The sequence below is a fragment of the Enterococcus sp. DIV1090 genome, from assembly GCF_050537975.1.
In the GTDB taxonomy this organism is placed as follows: Bacteria; Bacillota; Bacilli; order Lactobacillales; family Enterococcaceae; genus Enterococcus; species Enterococcus faecalis.
The window spans coordinates 689,544-703,836 of the sequence record NZ_CP172917.1 but is presented as its reverse complement, the minus strand read 5'-3'; the positions used below and the strand labels follow the sequence as shown (position 1 = coordinate 703,836).

The window sequence follows — 14,293 nt, the reverse complement described above, 5'->3', positions numbered from 1 at the left end:
GCCAGAAAGAAAAGAGAGAAAGACCTGTCTAATTGACAAGTATTCATCTCGTTTTTTGTTCATTTTTATTCTTTTGTCTCGAAACGAACGATACTATGGTGTCGTCCATAAAAGAAATAAATAGCCAAACCAATCACTACGGCTATGCCAAATACTTGCCAAGTAGCTAAAGACAATTGGAACATCAAAGCCGCGCAAACCACGATTGAAATTAATGGTAGAACCGGCACAAGTGGTACTTTAAATTCACCTGCTTGCGGTTCTCCTTTCATTGTCCGTAATTTGATAATTCCTAAAGCGAGAAACATCAGATAAAAGAGTGTCACGATATTTGTAAGTTCAGCCAACATCTCCATTGGAACAACACCAGCAAAAACCATTGCTAAAAATCCAGCTACATAGGTTGCATTCTTAGGTGTGTGCCGCTTCTCATCGATTTTGCTCATAAACTGCGGCAATAATCCATCTTTACTAATCGCATAAATCACACGGGCTAAACTGTACATCATCGCAATCGTCACTGTTAATAAGGTTAAAATAGCACCAACTGAAATGATTGTCGCGATTGCACCATGATTAATGAAACGCATCGCAAAAGCCACCGGATCTTTGACCCCTAAATCCGTAAATGGAACAATCCCAGTTAAAACTAACGTAACAACAATATATAACAATGTTGAAATAATAATGGAACCAATAATCCCTTTGGGAATATCTTTTTTCGGATTCTTCACTTCCTCCGCGGCCATGCTGACCGCATCAAACCCTAGAAAGGCAAAGAAAACTAAAGCAGCACCACTGAAAACGCCTGAAAAACCATAAGGAATAAATGGTTGCCAGTTCGTTGGTTTCACATAAAAGATTCCCACGAGAACAAATAATAAAATAATCCCAAACTTCACGAAAACCATTAAGTTATTTAAACGTAACGCTGTTTTCGCTTCTAAAGATACCCAAAAAGTTACGGCTACAACGACCAACATGGCAATCAAATCAATATATGTACCATTTGTTGGATTATAAGCGCCACTTAACGCTTGCGGTAAAGAAAAACCTAAGCTATCCAAAAAGCCATGAACATAGCCTGACCAACCTGAAGCAACGGATGAAACCGCCAAGAAAAACTCACAAATAATCATCCAACCAGTCATCCAAGCCACAATTTCTCCAAAGACCACATACATGTAGGCATACGGCCCGCCAATGACCGGAATACGTGATGCAAATTCTGCATAGCATAAACCAGATAAAATAATCGCGGCTGCTGCTACCAGAAATGATAAGACGAGCCCTGGACCTGCATAGCGTTCCGCTGCGACACCTGTCACAACAAAAATCCCTGTTCCTACTACAGCCCCAATTCCTAGAAAAATTAAGTCCATCGTCTTAAGATTTTTTTTCATCCCACCACTGTCATTGACAGGCACAGTGATTTCTTTTTTTCTGAAAATAGACATGTGTTTACCCCCGTAAAAAAAATAAGCGTAAATAAACTATTTACGCTTTCATATACCCTAAAAGAATACCACCTAGAATAACAAAAATGCAACCAAAAATAACATAAAACATTTCTTTTTTTGATTTTCTTTCCCCTAAAAGGAAGATGCCCCCAAGAGTCGAAATAATAATCCCCATTTGTGATAAAGAGAAGCTAATAGCTAAGCCAATTTCACGCATGGTTAATAACATACAAATATTTCCTAAGCCCCAAAGCAGACCCGTCGTCATATTCATCCAAACAAAACGATCAACTTTGACTTTTTTGAAGGCAAAGAAACTAGCCCCCACTAACATACCAATACTTTGTGGCAAAATAATTCCCCACGGATCTAAACCAGTGGCATTAATAATGATGGTATAGACACCATACCCAACTGTTGAGAAAATCAACGCCCGAATCCCTTTATTAAAATCTAACATACTGTTTGAGGTTTTCGGTTGACTATCATCATCTTGTCGAGCTGTTAAATACACCCCAAAAACTAAAAAGGCTAAAGCGATAAAGCCCACAACAAAGTCTTTTGTTTTTGTCCATTCATGGAAAAAAACAGCCCCTGCAACGGTATTAACAACTAACTGCATCCCAGTTGAAATTGGTAAGCCAACTGAAACGCCCATATATTTCATGCTATGAAATTGTTGATTCTGTCCCAAACTCCAGAATAAACCAGATATAAATCCAACAATTAATGTGGCTGTCGTCAACGTAGGCTGGATGACAAAAAAGACAACAATTGAAAATAGTAATGCGCCGATTGTCATACCTAACGTTTGTTGATTGGCGCTTCCACCAATTTTACCGCTGACTAAACCAATACTGCCCCACGCAATCATGGGCACTAAAGCGATAAGTAAACTCATAATATTCTCCTAACAAATTTATTTCATTTCATTCTAACAATAAAAACGTTTTCTAAACAACTAAGAAGAGTAAGAGAAGTTAGCAAGAAAGTTTTAATAAATAAAAAAAGGCCTATCACCTCTTTAGTTTGCTGATAGACCTACTTTTTATTTCACTTCATTATAATAACTGAGGGAAGGGAAAAACAATGTCATCGTCGTACCTTGCCCTTCTGTCGATTCGACTGTTAAATCATGACCTAACTTTTTCGCTAAGCTATGGGCCAAATACAGGCCTAGACCAGTCGAATGCTGTTCACTTTTTCGCCCGTTTTCACCAGTAAATCCTTTATCAAAAATGCGTCGTTGATCTTGCGTCGGAATGCCAATTCCAGAATCTTTTAAAGATAAATAAACACCTTGTTTATTTTTGGAAATTAGGACCGTAATCGTGCCGCCTTCTGGCGTATACTTGACTGCATTACTTAATAATTGGCGGAAAATAAAAATGACCCATTTTCGGTCGGTTAAAACCGCTTCATCTTCCCCTTCAATTGAGAATTGCAATCTTTTTTGGATAAAATAATTTGCTTGCGTACGAACAACAGATTGCACAATTTCTTTTAAAGAATATTCTTGGAGTAAATAATCTCGAGAAAAGCTGTCCAGTCTAGCATAATATAGGACTTGCTCGACATATTCATCAATTTTACCTAACTCATTTTCCAATAGATAATATTTTTTCTCTGGAATATCATCTTCGACAGATTGTACCAGTAACGTGATAGCCGCTAGGGGGACTTTGATTTCATGAACCCAAGAGTCAATGTAATCTTTTTGGTCCTGTTGGTTGTTAATTGCTTGCTGCATGGTTTGTTGGTGCTCTTGCAATAAACCGTTAATATACGTTTGGACAAGTAGTTCTTCTTCTTTTTCTGCTGTATTCAAATATTCTTGTAAAGAAGGCGGCTCTTTTTCCGTTGCCAACGAAAGCCACCACTTACGTTTTAAATAATAATCAATTGTTAAAAATAGCGATAAAAAAACACTTTGCAGTAAAAAGATATAGCCAACCACTGTCCAATCTAAGCGGACATTAGGAGCCAACCATAAAATAAAACAAGTTAAGAACAGAAAAAATAACCAACCAATTAGTAATAACCAGCGATCTTTTAAATACTTTAGAATGGTCATTGTCTACTCCTATCTAGGGCACCATATAACCGACGCCCACTTTGGTTTCAATATAGCCAGCAATCCCTGCTTGCTCAATTTTTTTTCGTAAACGATTGATATTTACCGTCAACGTATTGTCATCCACAAAACGTTCATCGTCCCATAAAGCGCGCAATAGTTTTTCACGTGTTAAAATTTTTCCGTGCTTTTTCATTAAAAGATACAGTAATCGGTATTCATTTTTACTTAAATCGATCATTTCGCCTTTGATTTCCATTCGTCCATTGTCCACATTTAAAGTAATGCCATTATGTGAAAGCACTTCACTATCCGTATCGGAATAGTTATAAGAGCGGCGCAACAAAGCATTGATTTTAGCAATTAAAACATCTATCTGGAACGGTTTTGTAACAAAATCATCCGCGCCCATGTTCATCGCCATAATCATATCCATATTGGTACTACGACTCGAAATAAAAATAATTGGTACTTTAGAAACTTCACGAATTTTTTGACACCAATAGTACCCATCGTACACAGGTAAATTAATATCCATCAAGACTAATTGGGGATTCTCCTCTTGAAAATCATCCAATACATCATTAAAATCGGTTGTTCCAATCGTTTCAAATTGCCATTTTTGTAATTCCTCGCTAATTAATTCTCGAATGGTTGTTTCATCTTCGACAATCATGATTTTAGCCATGCAATCCCACCTCTTTTATTTCTAAATTTTCATCTTTCTTATCCTAACAAACTTCATTCTTTTTGGATATAGGACTTTATGATGATTTTTACACTATTTCAAAAATAGGCGCTAATAATTCCCATTCTGATAACATGATGAATTTGCCAACGAAAGCAAAAATACCATCTAATAATAACACAGACATATTAATTCCTAATATAATAGAAGCTTTTTCGACAATTGGCATGGACTTTTTATTTTTCAAAATAAGATATAAAACAAAGTTCGTTCCATAAGTAAAAACTGTTAACAACACAATTAACTCAATCATTTTACCACTTCCTATTTCGGACTTTTCATTTTTCCTTCAATAATTTACTACTCTTAATTATAGCATAATCTTATAAAAAAATCGGCAGAGTCCTAACCCTTAAGATAAACAACAGAATAGAAGCAGCCTCTTTGGAACTCGCAAGAATCGAGCCTTTTTTAAGAGTTGAAGGTCTCAATCCTTAAAAGACAAGTCCTTCAACTCTAGTATGTTCCATGTATTGGAATTGATACCAACGTAACGAAGTGTAGTCGATCAGACAACCTCAGTTTTTCTAATGATTATATTTGTCATACACTTCTTTTAACTGGTTTAAATCTATTTTTTTCATTTGGTACAATTTTTTGGTCACTTCATTTGCTCTAGCTGGATTTGAGTCAGATAAATAACGTTTCAGTTCAGGATTGCCTGTTTGCCAACTGACTCCAAATTGATCTTCCATCCAGCCACACGGCCATTCTTTCCCTTTAGCAGTCACTTGTTGCCATAGCTGATCTATTTCCTCCTGATTTTCACAATCAATATAAATGGAGAAGGCCATGGTAAAATCAAAATCATGTTTATCTCGTGCATCCATTACTCGAAACGGTTGCTCCTGTAATGTGAAAAGTGCTTGAGCAATGTTCCCATCTTCATATTCAACTTTTTCAATTATTTCGCCTGGACCGAAAATCGCCAACCATTCTGATAGAGCTTTGGCTGCTTCGCCATATTTTTCATTAGCAAACATAAAGGTTGGTACAATTGTTTGTTCTTTTCCTGAAAAAGACACTTGCCAAGAGACACCAAATTTGTCCACTACCCAACCATATAAAGGACTAAAAGGATATTCCCCAAAAGGCATCAATATCTGTCCATCTGTTGTTAAATTTTTCCACAACGTTTCTGTTTGTGATAATGTTTTACATTCAACAAAAAATGAACTAGCTGGCGTAAAGGAAAATTCTGGTCCGCCATTTAAACCAATGATTGTTTGGTTCGCCAAGGTAAATTCAATGGTCATTAATGATGTTCCTTGAGGTTGGTGCTCCTCATTAACGTAGTTCGTTTTACTTAGAATCGCACCTTTTTCAAAGATTGTTGTATAGAAGTTAGCAACTTCTTCCGCTTGTGTGTCAAACCATAAACATGGTGAAAATTTAGGCATTGTGGTTCCCTCCTTCGTTTTCTTTAGTGTAGTCAAAGATTGATAAATAAACAAAGAGAACGTTTTAGTATTTATTCATTTCCGTCTGATAGAATCGATAAATTGCTTGTTTTACTTCTTGAAGCAAGGAGGATTTTAAATGTCCCCGTGTCAAAAAATAAAAGGAACGCCAGTACTTTTCACCTAACGTTTGGAAGGGGATTTTTTCAGTAATCGCCTTTCTTGAAAGCAACGATTGTCCCATGCCCAATTCCAACATTTTAACAATCATTTCATTATTTTTAACCGTCATGAGTGTTGGGCTTTGATTACTTTCTTCTAAATACTGTTGGGTATAATGAAAGACCCCAGAATCCTTTTCACGTACCAACCAATTCTGATTGGCAGGGTCCCCAGCTAAAACCAATTGATCCTGAATAATTTCTTCACGAGAGGCTCCTTTTGTAATTAATGGTTTTTCGATAAAGCCAAAATCAACTTGATGTTTTTCAACTTTTTCCACTACTTCTTCTGAATTGTTCATTTCTAAAACAAAATTGATTGTTGCATACTCTGTCTGTAAATGCTGTATCAGTTGCGGCAAATAATAAACTGCAAAAGTATTAGACGCAGCAATTCGGCAAGTTTCTTTAGGTAATCTCGCCTGATGAAGAGCTGTTAATGTTTCTTGCCAATCATCAGCTAAATTTAGCAAACGATTATACAAGACTTCTGCTTGCCTAGTAGGGACTACATCTTGTCGACCATTTCTTAAAAACAATGAACAGCCTAATTCTTCTTCTAATTGTTTGATTTGATTAGAAACGGCTGGTTGTGAGATATATAAGCAGGTAGCTGCTTTGGAAAAGTTCATTTGCTCATACACAATTTGAAAAGTCTTTAATAATTTAAACATAGGCATCCTTTCGATAACTTTCTATTATAAATATTATTTTAACTATTTATTTCTCAAATGTAAAAAATTTCGTTATACTGGAAGTAATGAACAAGAAAGAGAGATTTTTTCAATGAAAAATTCAGAAAATGATTATATCCAATCTTTATTCCAAATTCTTCCCGGCTTGCTAACAGCTTTCCTTGTCGCCTGCCTTAGCAAGTTTCTTGCCATCTGGTTACCTAGCTTAGGCGCCGCAACGATAGCTATTTTACTAGGAATCTTTTTGGGAAATACCTTTGTTCGCGGTGCCAATTTAAATCGCGGAACCAAAGTAGCCGAAAGTAAATTACTAGAATTTTCTGTTGTTTTATTGGGAACCACCGTGACCTTTCAAACGATTGCCCAAATTGGCTTACAAGGTGTCGCATTTATTCTCATTCAAATGTCGCTGACCATTATTTTTGCCTATTTGATCGGTAAAAAACTGGCTTTTTCTGATAATATGTCTTTATTGATGGCTGGTGGTAATGCCGTTTGTGGGTCTTCTGCTATTGCTTCGATTGCTCCAGCAATTCAAGCAGATGAGGAAGAAAAAGGCCAAATCATTACTTTAGTAAACTTATTAGGAACCGTTTTAATGTTGACCTTACCCATTTTAAGTGGGATTCTCTATGGTACCAATTTGTTGGCTCGTAGCGCACTAATCGGAGGGACTTTACAATCAGTTGGTCAGGTTGTCGCCAGTGCCAATATGGTCAATGAGAACGCAGTTCAACTTGCGATGCTCTTTAAAATTATGCGGATTGTCCTACTCGTAGCAGTTGTCTATTTATTTGGACGTTTCAAGCAAAGTAAGACGGCAGAATCAGAGGCTGAGTTGGTAGAAGTCACCAAAAAAAGCAGTGCCCTACCTTGGTATGTAGTTGGCTTTTTCATTGCCTGTGTCTTTAATAGTTTGATTCATTTCCCCGTCGTGATCAGTGAGACTGCTCATTTCTTTAGTTCTTGGTTTGAAATTACTGCCTTGGCAGCAATCGGGTTACGACTCGATTTTAAAAAGTTTTTCCAAGAAGGCAAACGTTTCTTAATCTATGGTTTATCAGTAGGAACTGTTCAAGTCGTCCTAGCCATTTTGTTGTTGGCACTGTTACAGTTCTAATGAGGTCGGGACAGAAGCGTTTAACTCCGAGAAATAAGAAGGAATTTCCGAAAATTGTTCTGTAATTTTTGGAGAATTCCGGCTTATTTCCGAAGGAGTTGCTTTTGTTCCCGCCGTTTATCAGTTTTTGAGCGTGGAGCAAAAATCCAAAGTGATTTTTGTCCCACGCTCATTTCAGCTTATTCATGCTATTATGAATAAGATTTTATTAACTTAAAGGAGTTTTTCGATGTTATTTAGTTTTAAAAAAAGCGAATGGTTAGGCAATGAACGAAATGATCTATTTGCGGGTCTCGTTTCTTCTGTCGCCATTTTACCAGAAGTAATCGGGTTTGCGATTATTGCTGGTGTTCACCCGCTTTCTGCAGTGTTTGCTTCAGCAGTTACTTTACTTGTGATTACTTTTACGGGCGGCCGTCCGGCAATGGTCTCGGCGTCTGCTGGTTCAATGGCCTTAGTCCTTGCAGGCTTAATTCAAGCACACGGTTTGTCATACATGCTTGCTGCGACTATTTTAACAGGCTTTCTGCAATTTATTTTAGGTTATTTAGGTATCCACAAATTGATGCGCTTTATTCCCAAGACAGTGATGTACGGATTCGTCAATGCGTTAGCCATTTTAATTTTCATGGCGCAAGTACAACAATTGCCTCATCAAACACTGTGGTCCTACGGCATGATTATCTGTAGTATCTTACTTATTTATCTATTACCTAAGTTTATTACAATTGTGCCTCCTGCTTTAATTGTTATTTTATTCATGACTATCCTGTCCTATTTTTTAAAAGGTCATTTACAAACGGTAGGTGATCTTGGTGAAATGAGCCAGTTTCATCCAGCGATCCGTTGGCCTAATGTACCCGTCAACTTAGAAACGTTGTGGATTATTTTACCTAGTTCTGTTGCCTTAGCAATGGTCGGGTTAATTGAATCTTTATTGACGATCCCCATTGTGGACAAAATGACAACGAGCCAAAGTGATAGCCAACGAGAAGTTAAGGCGCAAGGATTCGCTAATATAATTACCGGCTTTTTTGGTGGCCAAGCTGGCTGTGCGATGATCGGGCAAGCGGTCATTAATGTTAAATCAGGGGGACGAAAACGGCTTTCTACTTTGATTTCAGGTATTACCCTCCTTCTATTCATTTTTGTTTTTAAATCTGTGATGGTAGCCATTCCTACAGCTGCATTGATTGGGATCATGATGACGGTGGCAGTCGACACCTTTGATTGGGAAAGTTTGCAGCTTTTCCGAACTTTTGAAGTTACTGAAATTGTTATTTTACTCGTGACAGTGGGTGTGATCGTCTATACGCATAATTTAGCGATTGGAATTATTCTAGGTGTTCTTTTAAGTGGTCTTCTTTATCATTTTTTCAAAAAAGAACCAAAAAAAAGTTGCTAGCTTTAGCAACTTTTTTTATTTTTCCCAATGTTTCTTCAACGCTTCTTTTTCTATTTTCTTAATGAACGCATCTTTGCCATCCATATATTTATCAATGCTATCGGGGTGTGCTTGGGCCAATTGCTTTTTTAATGTACCATAGGTTGTAGCAATTGCCGGATTTTCTCGTAAATAATTTCGAAAAGCAAGATGGCGCAAAATTTCTTGCGTATTGTCAAACTGATAAATATGCACATGATGTGTTCTTTTTATCGGGCCTTTTCGTAAATAACGACGTCCTGATAGTCCAAATTCCCCCATATATTCATAACCGATTCTTTCAAATTCCCCTTGTAACAGGTCTACTTTTTCAATTTCTTCAACAATGACCAAAAAATCAATAATTGGTTTGGCTGCTAAATTAGGTACAGAGGTACTACCGATATGTTCAACTTTAAGACAATTTTCCTTTAGAATCTGTTTCAACGCTTGGGCTTCTTCTTCAAACTGTTCCACCCAGGCTGGTTGATATTCAGTAACGATTACCCGCATGATTTCTTCCCTCTTTTCTATATCCGTTTCATATGTAAAATAGGAAACGGATTTCCTTGAGGATCTTCCTTTGATTCACCAATTACTTGAAACCCTTGAGATTGATAGAACTTCACTGCCCCTTCATTTTGTTTATTAGCATCAACAAAGATAATTGATTCTTGCTCTATTAACTTTTTGATAATTTCTCCACCATAGCCTTTACGAAAATAGACTGGGTCAATAAATAACATTTCCAACGTTTGTTGATTTGTTCCACTAAAGCCCACACATTTCTGTTCTTCATTTAACCACATACTTAATTGAACTTGTTGAAAATAATCAGGTAAAACCACTTCGATTTTATCAATATCTGCCTGACTCAAAAACAAATGGGTAGCTTCTACTGAAGAACGCCATAGAGAAATTAATTGAGGATAATCGTTTTTTTTTACTTCTTTTTGGTTCAGCATTTTTAATTCCTCTCTATCTAATAAACAAAGTATACCACATTTTGTCTCTCTCAATTCCATAAAAAATAGTCAAATCAACCGTGTTTTTTCTGTCGATTTGACTGTCTCTCTATTAACTCTGATGGCTAAACGAGTAAACTAATCAAAGCCACGATAGCTAAACCGCCTTGTGTTAAAATAATTTTTTTATCACTACTTAAGCTACCGTACGCCGCCACTAAAATAATATAAATCAATAAAAATTTTGTCATCTCCATCGTTGCTTGCGCAAAATAGACACTATAAATAAGTCCTGCACCGATTAGTCCATTATAGATTCCTTGATTTTTTAACAATGTAGTGACTGATTTTCTTTGTAACTCTTGCTTATCCATTTTAAAAACACGGCTTGTTGTCTCAGATGTTGGTACAATCGTTTCTAAATACATAATGTAGAAAAATTCTACAGCCACCAAGGTTACTAAAATTGTTGAAATTAATGTCATCTGCTCCCTCCTCCCATTCCTTTGAACGAAGTAATTTTATGTAATTTTTGCTATGATGTAAATAGATATGCCTAGCCTTAACGAAAGGAAGAAACCTATGACTTTTCAAGAAACTATTAGCGCCTATATCCAAGAACGTTATCAGATAACGCCCGATTTTCCTTTTAAAAAACATCCAGACTATCTCGTCTTTCGTCATCCTAGAAATGCAAAATGGTTTGCTTTAATTATGCCACTGGATGCACAACTGCTCGGCGCTACCGAGAATAAGCAGCTCACTATTTTAACCGTTAAACTTGCGCCTGAATTGATTGCCTTATTAAAGAACCAACCTGGCTATTTTCCTGCCTATCATATGAATAAAGAGCATTGGTTAAGTCTTTCTGAAGAAATTCCGCTCTCACAAGTTTTTTCATTTATAGATGAAAGTTACCAACGGAGTTATTAAAGGAACGTACTAAGAGTAGAGCCTGAGATAAAAATCACTTTGGCTTTTTGTCTCAGGCATAGAAAATAATAAAGGCTTGATATTTTGCCCCAACCTTGTTGATAGATAGCACTTTCCTCTGGATTTTTGATACTAACATTTGTTTAAGCATTCTCGCCAAAGACAAAATAGACGATCAGAAGCGTCAAAATGAAACCCACGACAATTAGTAGTACTCTTTTTCCATTTTTTTGAGCGGATTTATCTTCATGGAGTTCTAATACTGTGGCTAAACGTTTAAGTTCTTCCGTTGTAAAGGAACACTCTATTCGTAATAAATTAATTTTTTCAGGTTCAATATTTGTTCGTTCAGAGAGTTGCTCATTGGAGAAAGTTGAATTCTTGACTGCTTCTTTTATGTTTAGAAATTGTTTTTGTTTTGGAGCGACAAAAAAAGCGTGATACACATACGTGACTAGTGGAACGATTACAATAATTAAACTAGTTAACTCGAAAAAAACCGCGATGATTCCTAAAATTGCCATGATTAGTATAAAGCTAAACCCAATTATTTTATTCTTATTCATTTTTAACTCCTTTTTTTGCTAATTTGATTAATTTATTTGAAGTCTACTCAACCTATTTAATATAATTAATTCTACGACTAGTCTTGGAAAAATTTTCATTGATGTTCTTTCTGTTCAAATCCTTACAGGTCTTGTTTTTTCTCAATTACGTAGTAAGTACTGGTCTTATTTGGTCTTCGGTTTGCCTTTACTGCCTGTTGGTAATTTGTGATTCTTTTTCAATAATTTATAAACGGTATCAGTAACGAAACAAACTGATACCGTTTATAAATATTAGACTTAACTATTTAGCCCAACAATAGATACAAGTGCCTCTATCTTAACTAAAGACTTTTCCACCATTTATCCGACTTAAAATCATTTGGAATGTTTTCCTCACTAAATTCTTCTACTCCTAAATTTTCTAATTCATCAAACCACAAATTTCTTTTTGAAATTGGCAGTTTTGTACTACACCAAGGACAATAATTTATTTCTATTGATGATTCTTCACCATCGTGAATTATTAGCCCATATTCATCATATTTCGGAATATAAACAATCAATACATCTGGATTTTGATATAATTCAGAATTCAATCCATTATCATCTTTTGTAAAATTATTCATATTTTCGCAACAATAACTCATATTTCCATGTCTCCTTTTATAGGATATTTAATTCTAAGAAAAATCCTTTTTTATCATTTGTTTCTGAAAGCAAATAATATCTAGTTTGTTTTTTTAAAACGCTTTTCAAATATGATGTTGCTCTTCCATATTCTAAAAAGTCAACTAATTCTTTAAAAAATATTCTTTCTTTTTGCTCTGTACTGTCTTTTAATTTTACGATAATTAAATATTGTTTTTCTTTTTGTAAATAGCTGACTTTTTTTTCTAGAATGTACTCTTCCCTACATTCTAAAAAAGAATCTATTTCGGACCAAATACCAATTTCATAACTACAGTCTAAATCACTTTTTAACATTTTAATTTGATTCAAATCCATATATTTACATCTCCTTAAACTATTTCGGAATATAATACCCGCCTTTTTTAGGGGAATGAACAGATATAATTCCTCCAGATTCATTTGTCACTACCTTATTTCCTCTTTTATCTACATATTCCCAAGTTTTCCGTCCAAATCCGTCTATTTTAGACTTCCGATTATTTTTATTATTTGTAATTATAGAGTCAATGACTTCTTTTGAAAAACCTCGTTCATTAGCTCGTTCAGCTCCATGCTCCGAAAAAGAATGTCCTCCTGGAGTTTTGTCTCCAGTCTTAATCTCCTTACTTGAACTACTCGAACTATAATTCCTAGAATTAAAATTATTCTGCAGCACCTTACTGGCATGTGCTCCAATTGCTGCAGTAGCCGCAGTAACTGCGGCCATCTCCGCCACTGCCATGGCTGGTACAGCAGCTACTGCGGTACCCCCACTACCAACGCCGACAAAGAGATTTAAAACACCAGTCCCTGCAACCCCTGCTGTAAAGAGTAAACCCGCTCCAACATATTCTGATATAGCTTGCGTTAATCCTGCCAATTGCCCCATAAACACACCTTTATTATAGGCTGGATTCTGCTTAATCCAATCTTGTTCTAACCATCTTGACAATCTCGAATTAATTGGCAAGATTATCCCATTATTGGATAAGGTTTGCTTGATATATCCTGCACCAAAGGCTACGTCTGTCTTCGCTTTCTCTACTACTTGTTTTCCTACTTTTTTCGCTGTCTGACAGAACTTCGTCAAAGTATTCTTCAAAGATTGGCCCCAGTTTCTCAATAAGTTCAGAGCTTCTTTCGTTTTTGGTTCCCCTTTATTGCCTGTGGCTTGTTGGTATTCATTGGTTACTTGTCGTACATAGGTCAAGCTCGTGGAACCTAACGGTTCTTTGCTCAAATATGATTAATTTATAAACGGTATCATTTTTTTACTTTACTGATGATACCGTTTATAAAAGTTGATTAGAAATATTTAACTAAAAATTTTTTAATAGGTATAAATATCAAAATAGATTGGCGCTTTAATTCTATTTAAAAATTCAATAGTGTTAATTTCTAACCCTATTTCCGGCATATTAAATGACTTTGCATGTACCAGTACTGTTACTGATTTTCCAATCGAGAATTCCTCTGATATTTCATTGATTTTAGTTATACTTTTATTAAATTGATTAATCAATTCTAACAAAGCTTCATTAACGCTTATACATTTTTGAAACTTCGTAGTCCAATTCCATTCATTTCTTGGTTTCAGCTCTGTAAATAAATTAGTATTATTTTTAATCACATCAGGCCAGTCATCAATACTTCTCTCTGTAGTAGGATCTATTTGAAGTAAATCAGTTATTTTAGTAGTCTCCATTGTTCTACTAGATAGAACAAGAGATATCTCAATTATTGGTAATTTAGTCTCATCCATTAAATTTTTCCCTTATAATTTATCTATTTGTAATTTCCTAGAACTGCTCTTGGATGTCTTCCCAAATATCTTCAATAGTTTTTCCATTTATGCGCGCATTTGCTAAAAGTTCTTGCGAGTTTTTGAACGATTGAGTTTTCCCGCCAACTTCAGTTAAATAATTTCCTTCAGAATTTTGGCTAATCCAAAATTCTTTACCTTTATATAGAAAATTATATTCTTCGCCATACGCTATACTATCTGCCATTTTTCTATAATCCACAAGCTCATCCCCT

Annotated in this window: 19 protein-coding genes; 3 read left to right on the top strand and 16 right to left on the bottom strand. The window is 35.6% G+C overall.

The genetic code is table 11. From position 1 onward, the window contains the following. Positions 1-65 precede the first annotated feature (65 nt). The 7 genes from IGL48_RS03380 to IGL48_RS03350 form a co-directional block, all read right to left on the bottom strand. A complete protein-coding gene (locus IGL48_RS03380) occupies positions 66-1,457 on the bottom strand; it encodes an amino acid permease (RefSeq protein WP_002364708.1) in 1,392 nt (463 codons plus the stop codon). Positions 1,458-1,497: 40 nt separating this feature from the next. Beyond that, on the bottom strand, positions 1,498-2,361 hold the full coding sequence (locus tag IGL48_RS03375; RefSeq protein WP_002355811.1) for a GRP family sugar transporter: 864 nt from the start codon (positions 2,359-2,361) through the stop codon (positions 1,498-1,500). Between the two features lie 147 nt (positions 2,362-2,508). Further along, the gene (gene sapS / locus IGL48_RS03370) at positions 2,509-3,534 is read right to left on the bottom strand and encodes a two-component system sensor histidine kinase SapS (protein WP_002355810.1); all 1,026 of its coding nucleotides are present in this window, start codon (positions 3,532-3,534) and stop codon (positions 2,509-2,511) included. 13 nt (positions 3,535-3,547) lie between these two features. Next, complete coding sequence (gene sapR, locus IGL48_RS03365; RefSeq protein ID WP_002355809.1) at positions 3,548-4,222, bottom strand: two-component system response regulator SapR; 675 nt, start codon at positions 4,220-4,222, stop codon at positions 3,548-3,550. Between the two features lie 88 nt (positions 4,223-4,310). Beyond that, on the bottom strand, positions 4,311-4,535 hold the full coding sequence (locus IGL48_RS03360) for a hypothetical protein (RefSeq protein WP_002368169.1): 225 nt from the start codon (positions 4,533-4,535) through the stop codon (positions 4,311-4,313). Positions 4,536-4,809: 274 nt separating this feature from the next. Next, entirely contained in the window at positions 4,810-5,682 is an 873-nt protein-coding gene (locus IGL48_RS03355; RefSeq protein WP_048949354.1) for a VOC family protein, read from the bottom strand. Between the two features lie 64 nt (positions 5,683-5,746). Further along, on the bottom strand, positions 5,747-6,577 hold the full coding sequence (locus IGL48_RS03350; RefSeq protein WP_048949355.1) for a LysR family transcriptional regulator: 831 nt from the start codon (positions 6,575-6,577) through the stop codon (positions 5,747-5,749). 112 nt (positions 6,578-6,689) lie between these two features. Here IGL48_RS03350 and IGL48_RS03345 point away from each other — a divergent pair, with 112 nt between their 5' ends. Next, entirely contained in the window at positions 6,690-7,718 is a 1,029-nt protein-coding gene (locus tag IGL48_RS03345; RefSeq protein ID WP_002355805.1) for a YeiH family protein, read from the top strand. A gap of 229 nt (positions 7,719-7,947) precedes the next feature. Continuing rightward, entirely contained in the window at positions 7,948-9,123 is a 1,176-nt protein-coding gene (locus IGL48_RS03340; protein ID WP_048949308.1) for a SulP family inorganic anion transporter, read from the top strand. 15 nt (positions 9,124-9,138) lie between these two features. Here IGL48_RS03340 and IGL48_RS03335 read toward each other — a convergent pair whose 3' ends face one another. The 3 genes from IGL48_RS03335 to IGL48_RS03325 form a co-directional block, all read right to left on the bottom strand. After that, a complete protein-coding gene (locus IGL48_RS03335; protein WP_002378095.1) occupies positions 9,139-9,654 on the bottom strand; it encodes a GrpB family protein in 516 nt (171 codons plus the stop codon). Positions 9,655-9,671: 17 nt separating this feature from the next. Continuing rightward, entirely contained in the window at positions 9,672-10,166 is a 495-nt protein-coding gene (locus IGL48_RS03330) for a GNAT family N-acetyltransferase (RefSeq protein WP_002364710.1), read from the bottom strand. 65 nt (positions 10,167-10,231) lie between these two features. Beyond that, positions 10,232-10,591 carry a DUF1304 domain-containing protein gene (locus IGL48_RS03325; protein ID WP_430601660.1) on the bottom strand — a complete coding sequence of 120 codons (360 nt, stop codon included), beginning with the start codon at positions 10,589-10,591 and terminating at the stop codon, positions 10,232-10,234. A gap of 67 nt (positions 10,592-10,658) precedes the next feature. Between IGL48_RS03325 and IGL48_RS03320 the strand changes: the two genes are divergently transcribed. Continuing rightward, positions 10,659-11,039, top strand: a complete 381-nt coding sequence (locus IGL48_RS03320; protein ID WP_002385048.1) for an MmcQ/YjbR family DNA-binding protein — start codon at positions 10,659-10,661, stop codon at positions 11,037-11,039. A 143-nt stretch (positions 11,040-11,182) separates the two neighbouring features. Here IGL48_RS03320 and IGL48_RS03315 read toward each other — a convergent pair whose 3' ends face one another. The 6 genes from IGL48_RS03315 to IGL48_RS03290 all read right to left on the bottom strand — a co-directional run bounded on the left by IGL48_RS03315 (position 11,183) and on the right by IGL48_RS03290 (position 14,280). Further along, positions 11,183-11,605: a hypothetical protein gene (locus tag IGL48_RS03315; protein ID WP_010824467.1), complete on the bottom strand. Its 423-nt coding sequence runs from the start codon at positions 11,603-11,605 to the stop codon at positions 11,183-11,185. Positions 11,606-11,928: 323 nt separating this feature from the next. Continuing rightward, positions 11,929-12,234 (bottom strand): DUF6980 family protein, encoded by a 306-nt coding sequence (locus tag IGL48_RS03310; protein WP_010824466.1) that lies wholly within the window; start codon positions 12,232-12,234, stop codon positions 11,929-11,931. Positions 12,235-12,250: 16 nt separating this feature from the next. Continuing rightward, entirely contained in the window at positions 12,251-12,592 is a 342-nt protein-coding gene (locus IGL48_RS03305) for a hypothetical protein (RefSeq protein ID WP_430601659.1), read from the bottom strand. A gap of 19 nt (positions 12,593-12,611) precedes the next feature. Next, positions 12,612-13,466, bottom strand: a complete 855-nt coding sequence (locus IGL48_RS03300; RefSeq protein ID WP_010824464.1) for a hypothetical protein — start codon at positions 13,464-13,466, stop codon at positions 12,612-12,614. Positions 13,467-13,586: 120 nt separating this feature from the next. Then, the gene (locus IGL48_RS03295; RefSeq protein WP_010824463.1) at positions 13,587-14,018 is read right to left on the bottom strand and encodes a DUF4279 domain-containing protein; all 432 of its coding nucleotides are present in this window, start codon (positions 14,016-14,018) and stop codon (positions 13,587-13,589) included. A 37-nt stretch (positions 14,019-14,055) separates the two neighbouring features. Continuing rightward, positions 14,056-14,280, bottom strand: coding sequence for a hypothetical protein (locus IGL48_RS03290; RefSeq protein ID WP_025190687.1), 225 nt, complete (start codon positions 14,278-14,280; stop codon positions 14,056-14,058). Positions 14,281-14,293 lie beyond the last annotated feature (13 nt).

What these genes read in the sequence shown, in the direction of transcription:
- IGL48_RS03380 (WP_002364708.1), bottom strand. Translation starts at nt 1,457, where the DNA reads ATGTCTATTTTCAGAAAAAAAGAAATCACTGTGCCTGTCAATGACAGT.
- IGL48_RS03375 (WP_002355811.1), bottom strand. Translation starts at nt 2,361, where the DNA reads ATGAGTTTACTTATCGCTTTAGTGCCCATGATTGCGTGGGGCAGTATT.
- sapS (WP_002355810.1), bottom strand. Translation starts at nt 3,534, where the DNA reads ATGACCATTCTAAAGTATTTAAAAGATCGCTGGTTATTACTAATTGGT.
- sapR (WP_002355809.1), bottom strand. Translation starts at nt 4,222, where the DNA reads ATGGCTAAAATCATGATTGTCGAAGATGAAACAACCATTCGAGAATTA.
- IGL48_RS03360 (WP_002368169.1), bottom strand. Translation starts at nt 4,535, where the DNA reads ATGATTGAGTTAATTGTGTTGTTAACAGTTTTTACTTATGGAACGAAC.
- IGL48_RS03355 (WP_048949354.1), bottom strand. Translation starts at nt 5,682, where the DNA reads ATGCCTAAATTTTCACCATGTTTATGGTTTGACACACAAGCGGAAGAA.
- IGL48_RS03350 (WP_048949355.1), bottom strand. Translation starts at nt 6,577, where the DNA reads ATGTTTAAATTATTAAAGACTTTTCAAATTGTGTATGAGCAAATGAAC.
- IGL48_RS03345 (WP_002355805.1), top strand. Translation starts at nt 6,690, where the DNA reads ATGAAAAATTCAGAAAATGATTATATCCAATCTTTATTCCAAATTCTT.
- IGL48_RS03340 (WP_048949308.1), top strand. Translation starts at nt 7,948, where the DNA reads ATGTTATTTAGTTTTAAAAAAAGCGAATGGTTAGGCAATGAACGAAAT.
- IGL48_RS03335 (WP_002378095.1), bottom strand. Translation starts at nt 9,654, where the DNA reads ATGCGGGTAATCGTTACTGAATATCAACCAGCCTGGGTGGAACAGTTT.
- IGL48_RS03330 (WP_002364710.1), bottom strand. Translation starts at nt 10,166, where the DNA reads ATGGAATTGAGAGAGACAAAATGTGGTATACTTTGTTTATTAGATAGA.
- IGL48_RS03325 (WP_430601660.1), bottom strand. Translation starts at nt 10,591, where the DNA reads ATGACATTAATTTCAACAATTTTAGTAACCTTGGTGGCTGTAGAATTT.
- IGL48_RS03320 (WP_002385048.1), top strand. Translation starts at nt 10,659, where the DNA reads ATGCCTAGCCTTAACGAAAGGAAGAAACCTATGACTTTTCAAGAAACT.
- IGL48_RS03315 (WP_010824467.1), bottom strand. Translation starts at nt 11,605, where the DNA reads ATGAATAAGAATAAAATAATTGGGTTTAGCTTTATACTAATCATGGCA.
- IGL48_RS03310 (WP_010824466.1), bottom strand. Translation starts at nt 12,234, where the DNA reads ATGAGTTATTGTTGCGAAAATATGAATAATTTTACAAAAGATGATAAT.
- IGL48_RS03305 (WP_430601659.1), bottom strand. Translation starts at nt 12,592, where the DNA reads ATGGATTTGAATCAAATTAAAATGTTAAAAAGTGATTTAGACTGTAGT.
- IGL48_RS03295 (WP_010824463.1), bottom strand. Translation starts at nt 14,018, where the DNA reads ATGGATGAGACTAAATTACCAATAATTGAGATATCTCTTGTTCTATCT.